Source organism: Geopseudomonas aromaticivorans, assembly GCF_019097855.1.
Classification (GTDB): Bacteria; Pseudomonadota; Gammaproteobacteria; order Pseudomonadales; family Pseudomonadaceae; genus Geopseudomonas; species Geopseudomonas aromaticivorans.
Window position 1 is genome coordinate 48001 of the sequence record NZ_JAHRGL010000014.1, and the last position, 17695, is coordinate 65695.

The window sequence follows — 17695 nt, forward strand, 5'->3', positions numbered from 1 at the left end:
AGGCACATTCCGCGTCACATTGGCGCCGTGGAAGACTGTCACACTGGTGCCTGCCGGATTTCTCCGGTAACGACAGTCGGTTCATGGACAGAGGTACCGAGCGCGTGCGATTCGGCTTGCAGCAGGTTCATCCGCAACACCGGGACTCACTCGGCCAGCCCCTGGCGGTGCTGGCCATCCTGTTGGCCGGCATGCTGCTGACCACCCAGTTCGCCGCGGCGATACCGCCGGTCACCAGCTACCTGGCCTGGCACATGCTGCTGGAAACCACCGCCATCGCCGTGGCCGTGCTGGTCTTCGCCGTCGGCTGGAGCACCCATGGCCTGCACCCGCAGCGCAACATCCTGCTGCTGGCCTGCGGCTTCATCGGCGTCGCCATCCTCGACTTTTCCCACATGCTGTCGTTCCTTGGCATGCCCGACTACGTGACCCCCAGCGGCGTGGAAAAGGCCATCCACTTCTGGCTGGTGGCCCGCTATCTGGCCGCCTTGGCGCTGCTGCTGGTCGCCTGGCTGCCCTGGCCACCGGTGGGCGCCGAGCAGGGACTGCGCCGCGAGCGCCGCCGCTTCGTGCCCCTGCTGTGCGTGTTGCTCGGCGTGGCGCTGCTGCACTGGCTGTTCCTCAAGCAGCCGCAGTGGCTGCCGGCGACCTTCGTCGCCGGCCAGGGACTCACCCCGTTCAAGCTGTGGGCCGAGTACGGCGTGATCGGCGTCCATCTGCTCACCGTCGCCGTGCTGCTCGCCCGCCTGCGCCAGGCCAGTGGCTGCAACGTCGCGTTGCTGCTCGCTGCGGTGCTGGCGATGATCTTCAGCGAGCTGTTCTTCACCCGGTATGCCTCGGCCACCGACGTGTTCAACCTGATGGGCCACGTCTACAAGGTGCTGGCCTACCTGCTGCTGTATCGCGCGGTGTTCGTCGAGATGATCACCGCCCCCTATGGCGCGCTCAGCGATGCCCGCCGGCACTCCCAGGCCATTCTCGAGGCGATTCCCGACCTGCTGTTCGAGCTCGATCGCGACGGCCGCTACCTGCAGGTGCACGCGCCGCGCAACGAGCAACTGGCGACCGGCGCCGATGCCGATCCGCTGCTCGGCCGGACGGTGTACGACGTGCTGCCGGTCGAGGCCGCCCGCATCTGCATGGCCGCGTTGCAGGAGGCGCACGCCAACGGCTATGCGTCAGGCCAGCAGATCCAGCTCCCGCTGGCCGACGGCATCCACTGTTTCGAGCTGTCGGTGTCGGTCATGCGCCAGGACCACGACCGCGCGCCACGCTTTGTCATGCTGTCGCGCGACGTCACCGCGCGCACCCGCGACCAAGCGACCCTGCGCAAGCTGAGCCAGGCGGTGGAGCAGAGCGCGAGCACCATCGTCATCACCGACCTCGATGCGCGTATCGAATACGCCAACCAGGCCTTCACCCGCGCGACCGGCTACAGCCTGGAGGAGGCCATCGGTCAAAACCCCAAGCTGCTGCATTCCGGCAAGACCCCGCAGAGCACCTACGAGGACATGTGGCAGCACCTCACCAGTGGCCGGGCCTGGCGTGGCGAGTTCGTCAACCAGCGCAAGGACGGCAGCGAGTACACCGAGTCGGTGCTGATCTCGCCGGTCTTCGACGATGCCGGCCAGCCCACCCATTACCTGGCGATCAAGGAAGACATCACCCAGCGCAAGCTGGACGAGCAGCGTATCGAGCGCCTGGCGCATTTCGACGCGCTGACCGACCTGCCCAACCGCAAGCTATTCGCTTCCCGCTGCGAGCAGGCGCTGGGACTCTCCGAGCGCAGCCACCAGCCGCTGGCGGTGCTGTACATGGATCTGGACCACTTCAAGCACATCAACGACTCGCTGGGTTACCGGGTCGGCGACGCCTTCCTGGTCGAAGTCGCCCAGCGCCTGAAGGCCGCCCTGCGCGACGAGGACACCGTGTCGCGCCAGGGCGGCGACGAATTCGTTTTCGTCCTGCCCTATACCGATGCCAAGGGCGCGGCGCATGCCGCCGAGCGGCTGAAGGCGCTGCTGGCCAGCCCCTGCGAGGTTGGCGAACACAGCCTGGCGATCAACGCCTCGATCGGCATCGCGGTTTTCCCCGAGGATGGCCGCGACTTCGACAGCCTGTCGCAGCGCGCCGATATCGCCATGCACCGGGCCAAACAGGAGGGGCGCAACGGCTACCGCTTCTTCACCGCGGAAATGCAGCACCAGTCGGCGCGCATCCTGCAGCTGGAGAGCGCGCTGCGCCAGGCGCTGGACCGGCACGAGCTGCACCTGTGCTTCCAGCCCCAAGTGAGCATCGACGGCCGGCGCCTGGTCGGCGCCGAAGCCCTGCTGCGCTGGACCCACCCGCAGCTGGGCGTGATCAGCCCGGCCGAGTTCATTCCGGTCGCCGAGGGCAGCGGGCAGATCCTGCAGGTCGGCGAATGGGTCCTGCGCAGCGCGGCGCGGCAGATGAAGCAGTGGCTGGAGCAGGGCTACCCGCCGGCGATGACCATGGCGGTGAACCTGTCGCTGGCGCAGTTCCGCCATCCCGGGCTGGTCGAGCTGGTCGTCGACGTCCTGCAGGAAACCGGTCTGCCGGCCCACTGCCTGGAGCTGGAGCTGACCGAGAGCGTGGCCATGCACGATCCGGCGGCGGCCATCGCGGTGGTGCGGCGTCTGCGCGCGCTGGGCGTGCTGCTGTCGATCGACGATTTCGGCACCGGCTATTCGTCGCTGAGCTACCTCAAGCAGTTCGAGGTGCACAAGCTGAAGATCGACCAGTCCTTCGTGCAGCACATCAACCAGGACGGCCACGACCAGTCCATCGTGCGGGCGATTCTGGGCATGGCGAGCAGCCTGGGCATGCTGACCATCGCCGAAGGGGTGGAGACGGCGGCGCAACGGGACGAGCTTGAGCGCCTGGGCTGCGACGAGGTGCAGGGCTACCTGTACAGCAAGCCGCTGCCGGCGGCGGAGTTCGAAGCCTTCGCGCGTCGACACCTGCAGCAGGCGGGAAAGACCCCCGCGCTGGCCGCAACCCCGAGCTGAGCGCGGCACTGCACTGCGGGCAAGCCGGCAGCACAGCGCGGGCCGCGCTGCCGGTGGAGACTTACAGCAGCGGCAGGGTGTAGCTGACGATCAGGCGGTTCTCGTCCTGGTCGTTGGTAGCGTTGCCGCGCAGCGAGGCGTTGCGCCAGGTGAAGCCCAGGCCCTTGAGGGTGCCTTCCTGCAGCACGTAGTCCAGGCGCAGGTCACGCTCCCATTCCTTCTTGTCGCTGCCGGCGGCATGGATGTTGTCGCCGCTCAGGTACAGCGCGCTGGCCTTCAGGCCCGGCACGCCGAGCTTGGCGAAGTCGTAGGCGTAGCCGGCCTGCCAGGTGCGCTCGCCGGCGCTGAGGAACTTGTTGATCTGCACGTCGGTGATCAGGTAGGCGGTGGAGCCGTCGCCCTGGTTGAGGAACGGGAAGGCGCTGCTGCCGGACACCTGCTGGTAGCCTGCGCTCAGCGCGTGGCCACCCAGGGTGTAGGTGAACAGGGCGCTCCAGGTCTGGTTGTCGACTTCGCCGTTGTCGGGGTTCTTGCTGCCACCGTTCCAGTAGCCGCTGCTGGTGTAGCCTTCTGCGCGGCCGGCGGTGCTGGCGTTCTTGCCGTCGGAGCTGCTGTCGAAATAGCGCAGGTCGCTCTTCAGCGCACCCACCGGCAGCGCCCAGTTGTGCACCAGGCCGAGGAAGTGCTGGTCGTAGAAGTCTTCCAGGTTGCCGTAGTAGTACTGCGCGGTCAGGTCCTTGGTCAGCTTGTAGTCGCCGCCGGCGAAGTAGAACTTGTTGGTGTCGGCCTGGATACCGTTGACCGTTTTGGCGCCGCCGATGCGCAGGCCGAGGTCGTCGGTGGAGCTGCGGGTCTTGGTGTGCTCCAGCTGGCCGGCGGTCAGGGTCAGACCGTCGATCTCGTTGCTGGTGATCTGCCCGCCCTCGAACAGTTGCGGCAGCAGGCGGCCGTCGTTGAAGGTCACCACCGGCAGCTTGGGCTGCAGGGTGCCCAGGCGCGCTTCGGTCTTCGACAGCTTGACCTTGGCGGTCAGCCCGGCCTTGCTGTACTCGCTCACCGCCGTGCCATCGCTGTCCAGCGGGAACAGCTGACCCGGCTTGCGACTGTCGGTGGCGTCACCGTCGCCGCCGCCGTCCAGGCGTACGCCGAGCAGGCCGATCGCATCCACGCCGAAGCCGACGGTGCCCTCGGTGAAGCCGGAGGCGTAGTTGAAGATGAAACCCTGGCCCCACTCGTGTGCGGACGGAGCGTTGTCCTTATTCAGCGTGTTCTGATCGTAGTAGAAGTTGCGCAGGGTCAGGCTGGCCTTGCTGTCCTTGATGAAGTCGGCATGAGCCGCACCGGACAGGGCGGCGCCCAGGGTGCCGGCAAACACGGCCAGGGCCAGGGGGGACTTGTTCATTGCTTGTTCTCCATGAATAGACGGGGCGTCCCGGGTGTTACCGAGTGGGCTATACCGCACCGGCGAAAGATGACTGAGGTATCGCAGTCCTATGTCGGCTGCGAGGTTACTGGAGACTTTATAAATCTAAAAAGAATAATTATTTATTTTTAAATTCTATTTAGAAATAAAAGAGGCAGGGCGACACTGCAGCCCTGCCGCGCCGAGCAGACCTGGCTGGCGGAGGAGGAGTCGAGCAGTGTCTGCGCCGCAAGCGCTGTTGTTCATGGCGTTCTCCTTCGATCGCTGGCCCTCGGCAAACAGGTCGCCTTGATCAGGGCAGGAGAAGCCAAGCAAAAGGGTTGCCAGCGGCGAAATATGAGGATTAAAACCTTTAAAATCAATGAGTTGAGATTGATTGCCGGAGCGAGAAAACGCCCGCCGGCCCTGTCGGTTGGGCGCTGAAGGCGGTCGGGTTATGTAGTTTTGTATACAACGCTACAGACGGGCGATGGGAAAACCGGCAGCGCGGCAGGGCCGGCTGCCGGGGGCGGCTTACAGCAGCGGCAGGCTGTAGCTGACCAGCAGGCGGTTCTCGTCGACATTGGTCTGGACGGGCAGGTCGCTGCTGCGCAGTGAGCCGTTCAGCCAGGCGAAGCCCAGGCCCTTGAGGGCGCCGCTCTGCACCACGTAGCCGAGGCGCAGGTCGCGTTCCCATTCGCTACCCTCGCGGCGGCTGCCGGCTATGGCGATGTTATCGGCCTTGTTGTAGATCAGTGCGGCGCTCAGGCCGGGCACGCCGAGGGCGGCAAAATCGTAGCTGTACGAGCCGATCCAGGTGCGTTCGTCGGGCCGGATGAAGCTGCCGATGAAGCGGCCGCCGATGGTGTAGTCGCTGACCCCCGGCCCGCTGTGCAGGCGCGCCAGCTCGCTGTCGCCGTTGTTTTCCTGGTAGCCCAGGCCGAGGGCGTGACCGCCGACCTTCCAGGTGAACTGGGCGCTCCACAGCCGGCTGTCCACCTCGCCCTTGTCCGGATCGCCGGCCGCACGCGCCAGGTCGCCACCGACCTTGTAGCCTTCGGCGCGGCCGGCAGCACTGGCGTTCTTGCCGTCGGAGCGGCTGTCGAAGTAGCGCAGGTCGGTGACCAGGCTGCCCAGCGGCAGGGCCTGGGTATGGGTCAGGCCGAGGAAGTGCTGCTGGTAGAACTCCTTGAGGTTGCCGTAGTAGTACTGCAGCAGCAGGTTCTTGCCGATGCGGTAGTCGGCGCCGCCGTAGTAGAACTTGTTGCTGTCCTCGGTCGCGCTGACATGGGCCTTCAGGCTCTGCCGGTCGCTGGAGGCGCGCAGCGTGGTGTGCTCCAGCTGGCCGCCGATCAGGGTCAGGTTGTCGATCTCGTTGGAGGTGATCTGGCCGCCCTCGAAGGTCTGCGGCAGCAGGCGGCCGTCGTTGTACACCACTACCGGTAGCCTGGGCTGCAGGGTGCCGAGGCGCGCCTCGGTCTTGGACACTTTCAGCTTGCCGGTCAGGCCCAGGTGACTGAACTCGTCCACCGCACTGCCGTCGCTTTCCAGCGGGAACAACTGGCCGGGGGTGCGGCTGCGGCCGGCCTTGTTGACGCGGCTGCCGGAGTCCAGTTTGACGCCGAGCAGGCCGATGGCATCGACGCCGACGCCGACGGTGCCCTGGGTGAAGCCGGACTGGTAGTTCAGGGTGAAACCCTGGCCCCACTCCTTGAACGACGGCACATCGGCGCTGCGCACGTCCTGGTTGAAGTAGAAATTGCGCAGGCCGAGGCTGGCCTTGCTGTCCTCGATGAAACCTGCGGCGGACGCCTGCTGCACGGATGGCAGACCCACGATGCCCGCCACAATGGCCAGGGCCAGAGTGGACTTGTTCATTGCTCGATGCTCCAGATATTCGAATGCTTGTCAGGCGGCCGTGCGGGCGTTTCGTGGTCGAATGGGCAGTCAGCGGCCGACGATGGTTACGACGTGAGGTGTCGGCGAAAACCAAGCTAAGTTAATTCTTTTAATTCCAAAAAGAATTATTAATTCGATATTAATGTCTATTTTGAATATAAAAAAATGGTCGTGAAAACGCGCCGCAGGGTCTGCCGGCGGCGCTTGGAAGGCGTGGCAGAGGGGTGCCCACAAGCCGATTGCACGGCGATCGTGGGGGCCCCTCGGTCGGCGGGCTACCAGGCCATGGTGTAGCTGCGGAACGTCCGTGGCTCCAGCTGCGGATTCACCAGCGGCGAGGCCTGGTGGTGGCTGAAGTCCTGCAGGATGTCGTTGCGCAGATCGTTGAGGCGGTAGTCGTCGCGGCTGCGCGGGTGCGGCAGGTCGACCGCGACGATGCGCTTGATCCGCCCCGGCCGCGGCTCCATCACCACCACCCGGTCGCCGAGCAGCACCGCCTCGTCGACGTCGTGGGTGACCAGCACGGTGGTGATGCCCTCGGCCAGCCAGATGCGCGCCAGTTCCTCCTGCAGCTGGGCGCGGGTGAGGGCGTCGAGGGCGCCGAAGGGTTCGTCGAGCAGCAGGATCTTCGGCCGGTTGACCAGGCCGCGGGCGATCGCCACGCGCTGGCTCATGCCGCCGGACAGCTGCGCCGGATAGGCCTTGGTGAAGTTCTGCAGGCCGACTAGCTCGAGGTGGCGGTGCACGGTGGCCAGGCGCTCGGCCTGGCCCAGCGGCGAGTTGGCCAGCGCCAGCAGCACGTTGTCCTCGACGGTCAGCCAGGGGTACAGGCGGTGGTCCTGGAACACGATGCCGCGCGCGGGGTCGGTGCCGCGGATCGGTACGCCGTCGAGCAGCAGGCGGCCGGCGCTGGCCTCTTCGAGGCCGACCAGCAGGCGCAGCAGGGTGGACTTGCCGCAGCCGCTGCCGCCGACGATGCTGATGAACTCGCCCTGACGGATGTTCAGGCTGATGTTCTCCAGCACGCTGAGTTCGCCGTCCTTGACCGCAAAGCGCTTGTCGACCCCGTGCAGGGTCAGGAAATCGGTCTTGCTCATCGCTATTACCCTCAATGACTGCGCACACGCCAGGCCAGCGTGCGGGTTTCGATCCAGGTGGCCAGGCGGTTGAGCAGCAGGCCCACGCTGCCGACTACCAGCAGGCCGTAGAGCACCTGATCCATCTCGAAGTGCTCGCGGCCGTCGATCATGCTGTTGCCGATGCCGGGGCCGGCGGAGAAGAAGTACTCGGCGCCGATGGTCGCCAGCCAGGCGTAGATCAGTCCCAGGTGCAGGCCGGTGAAGATCGCCGGGGCGGCGGACGGCAGCACCAGCTTGCAGAGGCGCTGCGCCGGCGACAGGCCGAGCACCCGCGCCACCTCGTACAGCTCGTGGCGGGTGGCGCGGATGCCCTCGAAGCTGTTCAGCGCCACCGGGTAGAACACCGCCAGGGCGATGAACGCCAGCTTGGCCGGCTCGCCGAAGCCGAACCAGGCCGACAGCAGCGGGATCCAGGCGAACAGGGCGATCTGCTTGGCGGTGTGGAAGGTCGGCCCGACCAGCCGCTCGGCCAGCCGCGACAGGCCGAGCAGGGTGCCGAACAGCAGGCCGAGCAGGCCGCCGAGGGCGAAGCCGGTCAGGTTGCGCTGCAGGCTGGCGCCGAGGTTGTTCACCAGCTCGCCGCTGACCGCGGCCTGCCAGGCGGCTTCGACCACCGCCAGCGGGCTGGCGACTAGCTTGGTGTCGACCCACTGTTGCGCGGTGGCCAACCACCACAGCAACAGCAGGCCGACCGGCACCACCCAGCCGCGCAGGTCGGGCAATCTTTTCGCAAGGTCAGTCATGGTGTTTTTTCCTCAGAACGCCTGGCGCTGCCAGCGTTGCAGGCGGGTTTCGATCAGCGCCAGGCCCTTGTCCAGCAGCAGGCCGACCAGGCCGATGACCAGCATGGCGACGATCACCAGATCGAGCTGGAACATCTGCCGGCCGTCGACCATCAGGTAGCCGATGCCCTCGCTGGAGGCCAGCAGCTCGACGGTGACCAGGGCGATCCAGCCCTTGGTCAGGGCGAAGCGCACGCCGGTGAAGATGCTCGGCAGCGCCGCCGGCAGGATCACCCGGCGCAGGCGCTGCAGCAGGTTGAAGCGGTACACCTGGGCCACTTCCAGGTAGCTCTCGGGAATGTTGCGGATGCCGGCGTAGGTGTTGATGGTCATCGGCACCAGCACCGCCTTGGCGATCACCAGGTACTTGAGCGTCTCGTCGATGCCGACCAGCATCATCAGCAGCGGAATCCAGCCCAGCACCGGCACCTGGCTGATGGCCTGGAACAGCGGCCACAGGTAGGCCTCGACCTGGCGTGACAGGCCCATCAGCAGGCCGAGCGCCAGGCCGATGGCAGCGCCGAGAGCCGAGCCGATCAGCACCCGCTGCAGACTGATTGACAGCTCGAACCACAGGTCGCCGCTGCCGGCGAGGTCGAGAAAGGTCTGCAGCACCAGGCCCGGCGGCGGCAGGATCTGCGTCGATACCCACTGCCGGCTGACGGCGACCTGCCAGAGCAGCAGCAGGCCCAGCGGCAGCAGCAGGGCGACACTCTGGCCGCCGAGCCAGCTCAGCGGCCGAGCCAGGCTCGGCCAGGGGCGCAGCGACAACGGGCGGGCAACGCCCGCGACTGGGGTGGTACTCATGGGGAAGTCCTCCGGGCGGACAGGGCGGGAAAGTGGCTGCGCAGCAGCGGCACCAGCAGGAAGGCGAGCAGCAGCGGGATGAACAGCAGGAACAGCCGCTGCAGGCCGAACGACTCGCCGAGCAGGCCGCCGAGCAGACAGCCGGTCATGCTGCCGGCCGGACCGATCAGCGCCGCCAGGCCGGCGATGCGCCCATGGCCGAGGCGCAGGCCCTGGCGGGCATAGCTGGACAGGGTGGTGATCTGCAGCATGCCCAGGCTGATGCCCAGCAGCAGGCCGCCGGCCCACAGCAGCGCTGCCTGCTGGCCAAGTCCCAGCGCCAGCAGGGCCGCAGCGCTGAGCAGCAGGCTGCTGGCGAAGCTGGTCTGGCCACGACCGCCGAAGCGCCGACCGAGAAAGAACAGCGCCACGATGAAGGCCAGGCCGTGGCCGCTGAGCAGGGCGGCCGCCTGCTGCGCCGACCAGCCGTAGTCCCGCACGGTGATGGCGACGATGAAGAAGGCGAAGAACATCGCCGCCGCCTGCACGCAGAAGTCCAGCAGGCAGTTGTTGCGCAGTTGCGCGTCGTGACGCAGCAGGCCCAGCTGGCGGCCAAACGCGCCCAGGCTCAGGCGCTCGGCGACCTTGCGCTGCGCCGGGTAGCTGCGCAGCACCCGCGGCGCAAGCAGCACCGGCACCACGAAGGCCAGGCCGATCAGGCTCCAGCTGCCGGCCGGTCCCCGCCAGTCGATCAGCAGCGCCGCCAGGGTCGGGCCGATCAGCAGCAGGCCGATCATCTGCGAACCGCGGAACCAGCCGGCGCGCGCCTCGCCCATCTGCGCCAGTTGCTGCATGAACACGGTGTTCAGCGAGACGAAGCGGCACGGCATGCACAGGCCGATCAGCAGGGTCAGCGCCAGCAGGTACAGCGGGTGCGGCACCAGCGGCACCAGCTGGAACAGGGCGCCGGCCAGCAGGCTGCCGAGGACGAACAGGCGCAGCGGACCGAGGCGCTCGACCAGCACGCCACACGGCAGGCTGGTGAGCAGCAGGCCGGCGGTCTGCGCCGCCGCGATCAGCCCCAGCTGCAGCGGGGTGGCCTGCAGGCTGATGGCGTACAGCGCGGTGGTCACCTTGGCCAGGCCGACGCCGATGCCGGCCAGGGTGGCCAGCAGGACGAAGCTGGCCAGGCTGCGCCCGTGCGCCAGTCCGGCGGATGTCGTGGTCATGCGCGGCTTACCGGGTCAGCGGCTGGTTGGCGGCGTCGTATTGCGGCCACAGCTGCTGCAGGCCGAGCTGGGCGATGGCGGTGTCGACGTACTTGGGCTCGACCCAGCCGGTCACGTTCACGTCGCCGCGCAGCAGACCCAGCTCCTTGGATTCGGCGACGGTGGCGCGGTAGCGGTCGACGAAGAACTCGTCGAGACGCGGCGAGTAGCGGCGCGCCAGGGTGAGGTCGCCCTGCTCGGCGCGCAGCGAGTCGACCGGGGTGCCGGACTTGGCCCACAGCGCGAAGGCAGCGTCGTCGTTCTCCGGCGCGGACACCCAGGCGGCGGTTTTCACCAGGCCGTTGACCACCTTCTGCACGATCTCCGGATGCTGCTGCTCGAAGTCGCCGTCGACCAGCACGTGGGTCTGCCGGGTCAGGCGGGCGTCCACCGCGCGGGTGTCGTAGATGATCCGGCCGACGCCGTTCTTCTGCAGTTCGAAGGCGGTGGATGACAGCCAGGCGCCGTCGATGTCCCTGGAGGCCAGCGCGGCGGCGGCGGTGGGGAAGTCCATGTTGATGGTGCGGAAGTCGCGATCCTGCAGGCCTTCGCGCTTGAGGGTGCGCGCGGTGGCCAGCTGCAGGTTGGTGCCCTTGAACTGCGCCACTTTCTTGCCCTTGAGATCGTCCAGGCTCTTGGCCGGCGAGTCGGCCGGCACCACCAGGTAGTTGGAGGCGAGCAGGCCGTCGGCGGCGATCAGCCTGGTATTGAGGCCGCCGGCCTTGCCGATCACTGCCGGCAGGTCGCCCTGCCAGGCGAAATCCAGCTGCTTGTTGGCCAGCGCCTCGTTGACCGCCGGGCCGGCGCCCTTGAAGTAGGTCCACTCGACCTTGATGCCGTCGGCTTCCAGCTCCTTCTCGATGGCCTGGCGTTGGTGGGCCAGGCTGGTCACGCTGGAGGAGGCGAAGGGGATGCCGCCCTTGCCGACGGTGGCCAGGCCGAAGCGGATCACCTGGGGTTGCTCGGCGGCGCTGGCGATGCCGAGCCAGCCGCTGGCGAGGGCGGCGACGAGGGGGAGCAGCAGCTTGTGTTTCATGGCGGGAATTCCTGTGTTCGTCGGTCTGGGCGGGTCGGCTCACCGCAAGGCGGCGCGACGGGTACGCCAGGGAAGGTTGCAGTTGTTATGCCAACAGATTTCAAATCATTAAATTGAAATGCCATAACGACATAACAGGCCGGGAGGCGCCCGACTGCCGCTGTGGGCAGGCTCCGGCGGCTGCGCCCGCGGTGCTGGCGCGTCGGCCGGCGAGGCGGCCACGGGGCCGCGGGGGATTGCACAGCCGCCTTGACGAACTGTTGGATAAACCACAGTGACGAAGAGGGGCGGCAGCCGCGGCGGCAGGCGGGGAGTGCGCCTAGCCGAGACTGGACAGGCTGAGCACCAGCCCCGAGGCCAGCAGCAGCCACAGCACCAGATAGCGGAACTGGCGGTCGTCGATCCGCCCGTACAGGCGCAGGCCCAGCCAGGTGCCCAGCAGGGTGGCGGGCAGACACAGCAGGCTCAGTTCCCAGACCCGCGGCGTCAGCAGGCCCTGGCTGGCGTAGATGCCCAGGGCGATGCTCAGTACGATCAGGTTGTAGGGTTGATAGATCCCGCGCTGGCAGTCGGCGCTCCAGCCGCGCAGGCCGCACCAGATGCTCATCAGTACGCCCGACAGGCCGGCGATGCCGCCCAGCACGCCGCCGCTGGTACCGACCAGGCCGTCGGCCAGGCGGCCGCCCCAGTGGGCCACGGTCGGCAACCGGCGCAGGGCGAGCATCAGGGCGGTATAGCCGACCAGGAACAAGCCGAGGGCAGCCTTCAGCGTCTGCGCATCGATGACCTGCAGGGCCAGCACCCCCACGGGCACGCCGAGCAGGCCGCCGAGCAGAAACGGCCAGGCCAGCGTCCAGCTGACGGCGCGGCGCACCCGGCAGAGCGATTGCACCTGGCCGACCACCGAGCAGATCACCACCAGCGCGGCGGCAATGGCGGGGTCGACGACATACAGCCAGAAGCCCAGGGCGGTCAGGGCGGTGCCGAATCCGGCCAGGCCGGTGACGACGCCGCCGCTCAGGGCTCCGGCCACGATGATCGCTTCGGTAAGCACGTTGTTGCTGTCTCCGTAAATGCCGTCGGCCGGCCGTTGCCGCCGACTGGTGCAGCTGGACGCCGCGAGGCGCGCAGCAACGACAAACGCTCCGGGACCGGCGGGCAATGGCCCGAGCGGTTCTCCAGAGCGGGGTGGTGAAGCCGACGCAGGTGTGGCCGCCTGCGCCGGGGGAGGGATCAGCGACTGACCAGGCGGTTGTCGGCGTCGTACTGCGGCCACAGTTGCTGCAGGCCGAGCTGCTCGATGGCGCGCTCGACGTACTTGGGCTCGACCCACTGGGCGACGTCGACGTCGTTGCGGATCAGGCCCAGCGCCTTGGACTCCTTGACGGTGGCGCGGTAGCGCTCGACGAAGAATTCGTCGAGGCGCGGCGAGTAGCGGCGGGCGAACGACTGGCCTTGCTGCTCGGCGCGCAGCGAGGATTCGGCGGTGCCGGAGTTGGCCCACAGCTTGTAGACCTCGTCCTGGTGGGCGTCCTGGGTGGCCCAGGCGGCGGTCTTGACCAGGGCGTCGACCACCTTCTGTACCAGCTGCGGGTGCTGGCGCTCGAACTCGCCGCGCACCAGCACGTGGGACTGGCGGGTCAGCTTGGCGTCCGCGGCGCGGGAGTCGTAGATGATCCGCCCGACCCCGGAAGCCTGCAGGTCGAAGGCCGTCTGGTGGAACCAGGCGCCGTCGATGTCCTGGGAGGCCAGCGCGGCGGCCATGGTGGCGAAGTCCATGTTGACGTGGCGGAAGTCGCGCTCGCGCAGCCCTTCGTGCTGCAGGGCGCGGAGGATCGCCAGGTGCAGGTTGGTGCCTTTGAACAGCGCCACCTTCTTGCCCTTGAGATCGGCGAGGGTCTTGATCGGCGAATCGGCGGGGACCACCAGGTAGACGGAGCTGAGCAGGCTGTCGGCGGCGATCAGCCGGGTATCCAGGCCGCCGGCCTTGCCGACCACCGCCGGCAGGTCGCCCTGGGTGGCGAAGTCCAGCTGCTTATTGGCCAGCGCCTCGTTGACCGCCGGTCCCGCGCCCTTGAAGTAGTGCCATTCCACCTGGATGTTGTGGCCCTTGAGCTCCTCCTGGATCGCCTTGCGCTGGTCGGCCAGGCCGGCGGTGCCGCCGTTGGAGTAGGGCTCGCCGCCCTTGCCGACCTGGGCCACGCCGAAGCGGATCACCGTCGGCTCTTCGGCCGCCAGCAGGGAGGCGCTCGGCAACAGGCCGCCGCTGAGCAGGCCGAACAGCGTGGCGGCCAACAGTTTGTTCTTCATGGTTTTTTCCTTTTCGCAGAGGCACGCAGGGCTGGGGCAGGCGCGCTGCCCGTTAAATACGAAAAAGCAATTGACGTGCCTTTTTTGAAAATAAAAAGACATATGAGTATGCGCGGCCGCTGCAGGCCGGGCAGGCGTGGCCTGGTGGTTGTGCCAGCCGATGGCGCCCGCGCGAAAGGCCATCGCGGCCGTGGCAGCTACTGCGGGATATGCCACAGCGTCCGCGGCGCTTTGCCGAAAAGGCCACAGCGCCGCTCTGGTCGAGTTCGCCGTCGACGCTGCACAAGGCCCGTGCGGCAAGGCCCGGCAGGGTTGGCATGGCGGCTGCAAACCAGGGACTACCCCTGTCGGCGGCCTGGATGCCGCCCGGACTGTCTGCCAAGAGGAATCCCCCATGAGCCAGCGCCAGCTTGCCCTGAACGCCTTCATCCTGCCCACCGGCCACCATATCGCCGCCTGGCGCCGCGCCGACGTGCCCGAGCACGCCAACCACGACTTCGCCGAGTACCTGCGGGTGGCCAAGGCCGCCGAGGCGGCCAAGTTCGATGCGGTGTTCGTCTCCGACTCGGTGGCGGCGGCCTCGGGCAACGGCGGCAGCAGCCTGGACGAGCTGGCGCTGACCGCCCGCGGCACCCGCCTGGAGCCGTTCACCCTGCTGGCGGCGCTGGCTGCGGTCACCGAGCGCATCGGCCTGATCGGCACCGTCAGCACCACCTACAACGAGCCCTACCACCTGGCGCGGCGCTTCGCCTCGCTGGACTGGATCTCCGGCGGGCGTGCCGGCTGGAACCTGGTGACTTCCTCGGCGCCGGCGGAGGCGCTCAACTTCAACCAGGACGCGCTGCCCGAGCACGGCGAGCGTTACCAGCGCGCCGAGGAGTTCCTCGACGTGGTGCAGGGCCTGTGGGACAGCTGGGAGGACGATGCCTTCGTCCACGACAAGGCCAGTGGCCAATTCTTCGACCCGGCCAAGCTGCATGTGCTCAACCACCAGGGCGCGCATTTCCAGGTCAAGGGCCCGCTCAACGTGGCCCGTTCGCCGCAGGGCTACCCGGTGCTGGTGCAGGCCGGCTCCTCGGAGCCGGGCAGGGAGATCGCCGCGCGCAGCGCCGAGGCGATCTTCACCGCCCACCAGACTTTGGAAAGCGCCCAGGCCTTCTACGCCGACGTCAAGGGACGCCTGGCCAGGTACGGGCGTAGCCCGGATGAGCTGAAGATTCTGCCGGGCATCTTCCCGGTGGTCGGCCGCACGGAGGAGGAGGCCCAGGCCAAGTACCGTGAGCTGCAGGAGCTGATCGACCCGCGGGTCGGCGTCAACCTGCTCAGCGGGCTGATCGGCGCCGACCTGTCCGGCTACGACATCGACGGCCCGCTGCCGCCGCTGCCGGTCACCAACCAGAACCAGAGCCGCCAGGCGCTGGTGCAGGAGCTCGCGGCGCGCGAGAAGCTGAGCATCCGCGAGCTGTACCTGCGCATCGCCGGCGCCCGCGGCCACTGGACGGTGGTGGGCACGCCGGTGCAGATCGCCGACCAGATCCAGCAGTGGTTCGAGCACGGCGCGGCCGACGGCTTCAACGTGCTGGCGCCCTGGCTGCCGGGCGGGCTGGACGAGTTCATTGAACTGGTGGTGCCGGAGCTGCGCAAACGTGGCCTGTTCCGCTACGAGTACGCCGGCAGCACCCTGCGCGAGCACTTCGGCCTGGCGCGGCCGGACAACCAGTATGTGCTTCAGCAGGAGCAGCGTGCGGCGGTCTGAGCCGGGTTATCCACAACCGGGGGCGGCGGCTGCCGCCCTCTTGTCCACAGGAGCCGCCCATGCCGGCCGTCCCCCTGCGTCATTCCGAAGTCCCGGCCGCCGAAGGGCTGGCGGTCATCCCTTTATCCATCCACATCGGCGCGCGCATCGACGGCGTCGACCTCAAGCGTCCGCTGTCGCCCGAACAGCGCGAGGCGATTCATGCCGCGCTGCTGCGCTGGAAGGTGCTGTTCTTCCACGACCAGCACCTCGACCACGCCCAGCAGGTGGCTCTCGGCCGCCAGTTCGGCGAGCTGACCATCGGCCATCCGGTGTTCGGCTACGTCGAGGGCCATCCCGAGGTCTATTCGGTGGGTCGTGACCGCTTCAACAGCCGTTTCAGCGCGCAGCGCCTGGTGCGGCCGTGGAGCGGCTGGCATACCGACGTCACCGCGGCGGTCAACCCGCCGGCCGCGGCGATCCTGCGCGGGGTGGACATCCCGCCCTATGGCGGCGACACCCAGTGGACCAACCTGGTGGCCGCCTACCAGGGCCTGTCGCCGACCCTGCAGGCCTTCGTCGACAGCCTGCGCGGCGAGCATCGCTTCACCCCGCCGGAGGGCAGCGTGGCGCGCCAGGGCTTCAGCGACCCGCTGGCGGCCACGCCGCTGGTCAGCGAGCACCCGCTGGTGCGCGTGCATCCGCTGACCGGCGAGAAGGCGCTGTTCGTCAGCCCGGCGTTCCTCAAGCGCATCGTCGGCCTCAGCCTGCGCGAGAGCGAGCAGCTGCTGGCGCTGCTGTTCGAGCAGGCGATCCGCCCCGAGTACACGGTGCGCTTCAAGTGGCAGGCCGGCGATGTGGCGTTCTGGGACAACCGCGCCACCGCGCACCTGCCGCCGGAAGACATCTACGCCAGCGACTTCGCCCGCCAGCTGTACCGCGTCACCCTGGTCGGCGAGGTGCCGGTCGGCCCGGACGGCAGGCAATCGACCGCCATCGAGGGGCGGCCGGTGCTGGCGCATACGCGGGAGTAGGAGGACAGCGCCTCGCCGGCAAGGGCGGGGCGTGCGTTCAACCGGCGCTGCCGTAGCGCGCCCCGGCTGGCGGCGGCAGCAGGTCGTAGCGTTTCATCAGCGTGCGCAGGGCGTGGCGGCTGATGCCCAGGCGGTCGGCGCTGTGCACCTGGTTGAAGTGATGGCGACTGAGGGTGGTCTGCACCAGCAGCGCCTCCCAGCGCGACCACAGCTCGGCATGCTCGTGGTCGAGCAGTTCCTGCAGCTGCTGCTGGATGCCCTGCCACAGCTGGTCGGCCGGGGCGCCGCTGCTCGCCGGCAGCACGCCCTGGCTGGCGACCGCGCGCCGGCTGAACTGCAGGTGGCTGCCCTCGATCAGCGGCCCGCCCGCCAGCAGGGCGGCGGACAGCAGGGTGTTTTCCAGCTCGCGGATATTGCCCGGCCAGTTGTGCGCCAGCAGGCGCTGCACGGCATCCGGAGCCAGTTGCGGCAGCGGGCGGTCGTGCTCGTGGGCGAACTGGGCGAGGAAGTGCTGGGCCAGCGGCAGGATGTCGCCGGGGCGGTCGCGCAGCGGCGGAATGCGCAGGGTGACGATGTTCAGGCGGTAGTAGAGGTCTTCGCGAAAGCGCCCGGCGGCGATGGCCGACTGCAGGTCGACGTGGGTGGCGGTGACGATGCGCACGTCGATGGGAATCGGCTTGCGCCCGCCGACCCGCACCACCTCGCGTTCCTGCAGCACGCGCAGCAGCTTGACCTGCAGCGCCAGCGGCAGGTCGCCGATCTCGTCGAGGAACAGGGTGCCGCCCTGGGCGGCCTCGAACCAGCCCTCACGGCGGCCGTTGGCGCCGGTGAAGGCGCCGGCCTCGTGGCCGAAGAACTCGCTCTCCGCCAGGTTTTCGCTGATCGCCGCGCCATTGACGGCAACGAATGGCCCCTTGCGTCCGCTGCGCTTGTGCAGGTGGCGGGCCAGCAGTTCCTTGCCGGTACCGGTCTCGCCATGGATCAGCACCGGCGCCGGGCTGGCGGCGACCAGCTCGGCCTGGGCCAGCAGCTGCTGCGAGCGGATATCGGCGAACAGCAGCGCCTTGGCCCGGATTTCCTCGCGGCTGTTTTCATGGGGCGCCAGGGTCAGGACGGGAGCATTCATGGTGGCCTCGCTGATACGGGATCTCGATTGGTCTGGACTCTAGCGAGGTCTACTTATGTTTAAAAATAATCAAAGTTGATTTGTATATTCCTTTTTATCTTTTTCAGGCGAGTGCAGGACTGCGCGAGGTGCTGGCGGAAAGCCGGCAG

13 protein-coding genes are annotated in these 17695 nt (G+C 67.9%); 3 read left to right on the forward strand and 10 right to left on the reverse strand.

Features of this window, described 5'->3' with window-relative positions:
• The first annotated feature begins 83 nt into the window (after positions 1 to 83).
• Positions 84 to 3029 (forward strand): bifunctional diguanylate cyclase/phosphodiesterase, encoded by a 2946-nt coding sequence (locus tag KRX52_RS20935; protein WP_217680378.1) that lies wholly within the window; start codon positions 84 to 86, stop codon positions 3027 to 3029.
• A gap of 61 nt (positions 3030 to 3090) precedes the next feature.
• On the opposite strand, the gene KRX52_RS05935 is transcribed toward KRX52_RS20935, so the two are convergent.
• The 9 genes from KRX52_RS05935 to KRX52_RS05975 all read right to left on the reverse strand — a co-directional run bounded on the left by KRX52_RS05935 (position 3091) and on the right by KRX52_RS05975 (position 13651).
• Positions 3091 to 4431: an OprD family porin gene (locus KRX52_RS05935; protein WP_217680380.1), complete on the reverse strand. Its 1341-nt coding sequence runs from the start codon at positions 4429 to 4431 to the stop codon at positions 3091 to 3093.
• A 534-nt stretch (positions 4432 to 4965) separates the two neighbouring features.
• Positions 4966 to 6309 carry an OprD family porin gene (locus KRX52_RS05940; protein WP_217680382.1) on the reverse strand — a complete coding sequence of 448 codons (1344 nt, stop codon included), beginning with the start codon at positions 6307 to 6309 and terminating at the stop codon, positions 4966 to 4968.
• Between the two features lie 296 nt (positions 6310 to 6605).
• Entirely contained in the window at positions 6606 to 7427 is an 822-nt protein-coding gene (locus KRX52_RS05945; protein WP_217680384.1) for an ABC transporter ATP-binding protein, read from the reverse strand.
• Between the two features lie 11 nt (positions 7428 to 7438).
• On the reverse strand, positions 7439 to 8212 hold the full coding sequence (locus KRX52_RS05950) for an ABC transporter permease (RefSeq protein WP_217680386.1): 774 nt from the start codon (positions 8210 to 8212) through the stop codon (positions 7439 to 7441).
• Between the two features lie 12 nt (positions 8213 to 8224).
• The gene (locus tag KRX52_RS05955) at positions 8225 to 9058 is read right to left on the reverse strand and encodes an ABC transporter permease (RefSeq protein WP_217680387.1); all 834 of its coding nucleotides are present in this window, start codon (positions 9056 to 9058) and stop codon (positions 8225 to 8227) included.
• Complete coding sequence (locus KRX52_RS05960) at positions 9055 to 10266, reverse strand: MFS transporter (RefSeq protein WP_217680393.1); 1212 nt, start codon at positions 10264 to 10266, stop codon at positions 9055 to 9057. Before KRX52_RS05960 ends, KRX52_RS05955 begins: the two co-directional genes overlap by 4 nt.
• A gap of 7 nt (positions 10267 to 10273) precedes the next feature.
• The gene (locus tag KRX52_RS05965) at positions 10274 to 11341 is read right to left on the reverse strand and encodes an ABC transporter substrate-binding protein (protein ID WP_217680395.1); all 1068 of its coding nucleotides are present in this window, start codon (positions 11339 to 11341) and stop codon (positions 10274 to 10276) included.
• Between the two features lie 319 nt (positions 11342 to 11660).
• Entirely contained in the window at positions 11661 to 12395 is a 735-nt protein-coding gene (locus KRX52_RS05970; RefSeq protein ID WP_217680397.1) for a sulfite exporter TauE/SafE family protein, read from the reverse strand.
• A gap of 179 nt (positions 12396 to 12574) precedes the next feature.
• The gene (locus tag KRX52_RS05975; RefSeq protein WP_217680405.1) at positions 12575 to 13651 is read right to left on the reverse strand and encodes an ABC transporter substrate-binding protein; all 1077 of its coding nucleotides are present in this window, start codon (positions 13649 to 13651) and stop codon (positions 12575 to 12577) included.
• A 394-nt stretch (positions 13652 to 14045) separates the two neighbouring features.
• Here KRX52_RS05975 and KRX52_RS05980 point away from each other — a divergent pair, with 394 nt between their 5' ends.
• Both KRX52_RS05980 and KRX52_RS05985 read left to right on the forward strand, forming a co-directional pair.
• Complete coding sequence (locus KRX52_RS05980) at positions 14046 to 15407, forward strand: LLM class flavin-dependent oxidoreductase (RefSeq protein WP_217680407.1); 1362 nt, start codon at positions 14046 to 14048, stop codon at positions 15405 to 15407.
• 59 nt (positions 15408 to 15466) lie between these two features.
• A complete protein-coding gene (locus tag KRX52_RS05985) occupies positions 15467 to 16420 on the forward strand; it encodes a TauD/TfdA dioxygenase family protein (RefSeq protein WP_217680409.1) in 954 nt (317 codons plus the stop codon).
• 37 nt (positions 16421 to 16457) lie between these two features.
• Here KRX52_RS05985 and KRX52_RS05990 read toward each other — a convergent pair whose 3' ends face one another.
• A complete protein-coding gene (locus KRX52_RS05990) occupies positions 16458 to 17546 on the reverse strand; it encodes a sigma-54 interaction domain-containing protein (protein WP_217680411.1) in 1089 nt (362 codons plus the stop codon).
• Positions 17547 to 17695: the final 149 nt, after the last annotated feature.